Source organism: Streptomyces sp. (assembly GCF_031178505.1).
GTDB lineage: Bacteria > Actinomycetota > Actinomycetes > Streptomycetales > Streptomycetaceae > Streptomyces > Streptomyces gulbargensis.
The window spans coordinates 1-3,586 of sequence record NZ_JAPSIW010000711.1 but is presented as its reverse complement, the minus strand read 5'-3'; the positions used below and the strand labels follow the sequence as shown (position 1 = coordinate 3,586).

At 71.3% G+C, this 3,586-nt stretch carries 2 protein-coding genes; both read right to left on the bottom strand.

The genetic code is table 11. From position 1 onward, the window contains the following. Window positions 1–1,688 (bottom strand): LCP family protein (locus RIF68_RS30940; RefSeq protein ID WP_309054581.1); only part of this gene is annotated, 1,688 nt, incomplete at its 3' end. A gap of 243 nt (window positions 1,689–1,931) precedes the next feature. Then, window positions 1,932–3,185 carry an LCP family protein gene (locus RIF68_RS30935; RefSeq protein ID WP_309054580.1) on the bottom strand — a complete coding sequence of 418 codons (1,254 nt, stop codon included), beginning with the start codon at window positions 3,183–3,185 and terminating at the stop codon, window positions 1,932–1,934. Window positions 3,186–3,586 lie beyond the last annotated feature (401 nt).

Genomic DNA, 3,586 nt, shown 5'->3' with positions numbered 1-3,586 from the left:
GCGCCGAGGACGAGCGTCATGGGCGCGCGCTCCGCGGCGTCCTGTGTCCCCGGTTTGAGCGCCGTGGCCGGCAGGCCCATCATGTCGGCCAGCTTGCGGGCCTGATCGGCCTGGTTCGGCGCGTACGTCAGCGTCGTCTTCGCCGCCTTCTCCGGAGCGTTGCTCCGGTTGGTCGACCGGGTCACGCCCTGGTCGTTCTGCAGCCAGTTGATGGTGGACTGCGCCGCACCCGTGATGCCGCTGCCGTTGTAGACGTCGACGCGGACCTCGGCGGCGGTGGACCGGGGGCCCTTGAGGAGTGCGGCCTGCGCCTGCGCCTGGGCGTTCTTGGCCTGCGCCTCCTTCTTCTTCACCTCGGTGAGCGAGGTGTCCGACTGCAGCATCGCGAACAGCTGGGGCGCCTGCGTCGGGTGGGGCACCACGGTGACCGGCTTCGGCTCGTCCGGGTTGTCGATCACCGGAAGCGTCGTGAAGGCGATGTTCTTGGTGTCGATGGGGGCGAGTTCCCCGGCCAGCTCCTGGAGCTTGGCGAGGGAGCCTATGCCCGTGTCGACGGTGAGCGCCTTGGTCGCCGCGTCGGCCAGGCCGTACAGCTTCGACGGACTGGTGAGCGTGTCGTCCGACTTCATCTGCCGGACCATCGAACTCAGGAACTGCTGCTGGACCTTGATCCGGTCCAGGTCGCTCTTGTTGCCGAAGCTGGAGCGCGTGCGGACGAAGGCGAGAGCCTGCTCGCCCTGGATGACCGACTCGCCGGGCGGCAGCTTCAGATGCGACTTCGGGTCGTCCACGGCCTTCTCGACGCAGACCTTCACGCCGCCGACGGCCGTCGTCAGCTCCTTGACGGCGTTGAAGTCGGCCATCATGAAGTGGTCGACGGTCAGGCCCGTCAGTTCCTCGACCGTGCGCATGGTGCAGCCGGCGTCGCGGCCGTCCTGGCCGAGGCTCACGTTGAACCGGGCCTTCTCGGCGCCGGGGATCGTCTTGATCGACCCGTCGGGCTGCCGCGACTCGCACACGGGGATCTTCGTCACCAGGTCGCGCGGGATGGACAGCGCGGTGGCGTTCGTCCGGTCCTGGGAGACGTGGAAGAGGATCGTGGTGTCCGCGTGGCCGGGGCTGTTGCTGTCGCCGTAGCCGGCGTTGCCCTCACCGGTCCGCTTGTCGGTGCCGATGATCAGGATGTTGAAGGCCTGGCCCTTGCGGAAGCCCTCGCTCTTGCGGCCCACCGGGTCGACGGTGGTGATGTTGCCGTCCAGCCGGTTGTAGAGCACGTACGCGCTGGTCGCGCCGCCCACCAGGACGAGGGCCATCGTGCCGCCGGTCCACAGCAGGACCTTCTTCTTGCGGGAGGCGGCCTGCTTGCGCTTGCGGCGGCTCGCGGGCGGCTGGCCGCCGCGCCTGCCCGTGGAGCCCGTACCGCCGCCCGTACCGCCCGCGCCGGAGCCCCGGCCCGGCTCGGCGGGACGGCGGCGGCGCTGGCCGGGGACCGGGGCCTCGACGGGGGTGGCGGGCGTCGCGGGGGAGGGCGTCTCGACGGTCGCGGCTCTCCGGTACGACGGGGCCGCGGCCTGCGGCTGCTGACCGGAGTTGTCCAGTCGCAGTTCGTAGTTGCCGGTCTGCGGGTTCAGTACCCACTGGTCGGCGGGGTCGATCTCGTCCGCCCGTCCACGGCTGTGCGCGTCCACGGTTCCTCGGGTCCTCCGTCGGTGCCACGCGAGGCGCCTCCCCCACAGGGCGCCGCTCGGTCGTTCGATCCTTGGTGTGTGCGACCACGCGGTCGGGGTGCACCGGATCGCGTCACACTATCCGCCCAGTTCAGCGTGGGGCGACGTCCGTGACAAATTCCACGCCCCTTACAACTGGGCAATTTGCCCAAACCGCATCCCTCCCCGCCCTCCCCTTGGGGCGCGCTTTACTCACCCTCCCCCTCAGGCGCACACCCCTTCCGCCGCGTTGCGCCCGGTGAAGGTCGGGGTCGCGGCCGGCGTCGGGGTGTCCGCGTCGTCCGGCTTTCCGTCGGAGGGGAGTTCACCGACTGTTCCGCCGCCGTCCCCGCCCCGATCCGCGCCCGTCCCCTCCCGTTCGCCGTGCTCCGGACGCACCAGGACCGGCTTGTCCTCGCGCAGTTGCCGGAAGAGATGGCTCGCGGCGGGTTGCACCAGTTCGTCCCGGTTCGCGTTGTACGTGTAGGGCCGCCGCGGCACCGTGAGGAACTGCACGTTCTCCGCCGGGATCGCCCGCATCGCGCGCGCCAGGTCGTACAGGTCCCGCAGCGAGTCCAGACCGTGGTCGGTCGTGATCGATCTGGTCGCGGCGTCCAGGACCGGATAGAGCTTCGTCGGATTCAACAACACCCCGTCGCTCTGCACCTTGGTGACGAGCGCCCCCAGGAACTGCTGCTGCCGGTCCATCCGTTCGGTGTCGCTGCCGTCGCCGAGCGACTTCCGCGCCCGTACGAAGCCCAGCGCCTGCTCGCCGTGGAGCGTCTGGCGGCCCGCGGGCAGCTTCAGGTGCGCGTCGGCGTCGTCGATCGGCTCCTTCAGGCAGATCTCGACCCCGTCCACCGCGTCCACCATCTTCTTGAAACCCCGGAAGTCGATCACCATGTGATGGTCGACCCGGATACCGGTCAGCTTCTCGACGGTACGGATCGTGCACGCCGTGCCGCCGATCTCGAAGGCCGAGTTGAACTGCGCGAACTGCTTCCCGCTGCGGGCCCCCTCCGCCGTACGGCAGTCCGGAACCGTCACCATCAGGTCGCGCGGCAGCGACACCGCCGTCGCCCGCGACTTCCCCGCCGACAGGTGCAGCAGGATCGTCGTGTCCGACCGCTGGGTGCCCACGTCCTTGCCGTACTCCCGGTTCCCCTCCCCGGCCCGTGTGTCCGACCCGATGAGCAGGATGTTCCGGGCCGCCGACACGACCGCCGCCGGGCGCTCCTTCTCGTACCGCCGCAGCTCGTCGGCGGCCGTGGTGTCCGTGGTGATGTTGCCGTCGAGCTTCCGGTAGAACCACCAGCCGGCGCCCGCCCCGGCGAGCACCGCCAGCGAGACGCCGAGCGCCGTCCACCGCAGCCAGTGACGCCGCCGCCCGTGCGACTCCTCCGGAGCGCCGGACGCCCCGGCCTCCGCGGCCGGCGCGGCCGGTTCCGGTTCGGCGGGGGTGCCTGCGCGGTCCGTCACGTCGTCAGTCCGTCCTTCATGGCGTCGGCGGGCGCCGGGCGGCCACCGGTCACAGGAGGAGACGGCCGAACCGGACGCTTGGTTGTGCGGAACTCCGTGGTGCTCGGTGGTACGCGGAGGTCCTTCGTGGAGCTCGGGTGCGAACTCGATCGGGGGCATGCGCGGGGCTCGCCGGGAGACGACCCCCCCGGCCGATCATCCACCGCCGAAGGCGCGGCCACCCGGGGACTCGGCGCGTCGATCCGCCGAACGAGGGGCGTTTCCGGTGTGAACCGGCGCACTCGCGGCCGGCGGGGGCGCCGGGGCGCCCGGACACCGGGGAAGGGGAAGGCCGGACGCCGAGGTGGCGTCCGGCCGGGGGGGGAGGACCGGGGTCGGGAACCGGTAGCGGGAGCGCGGGG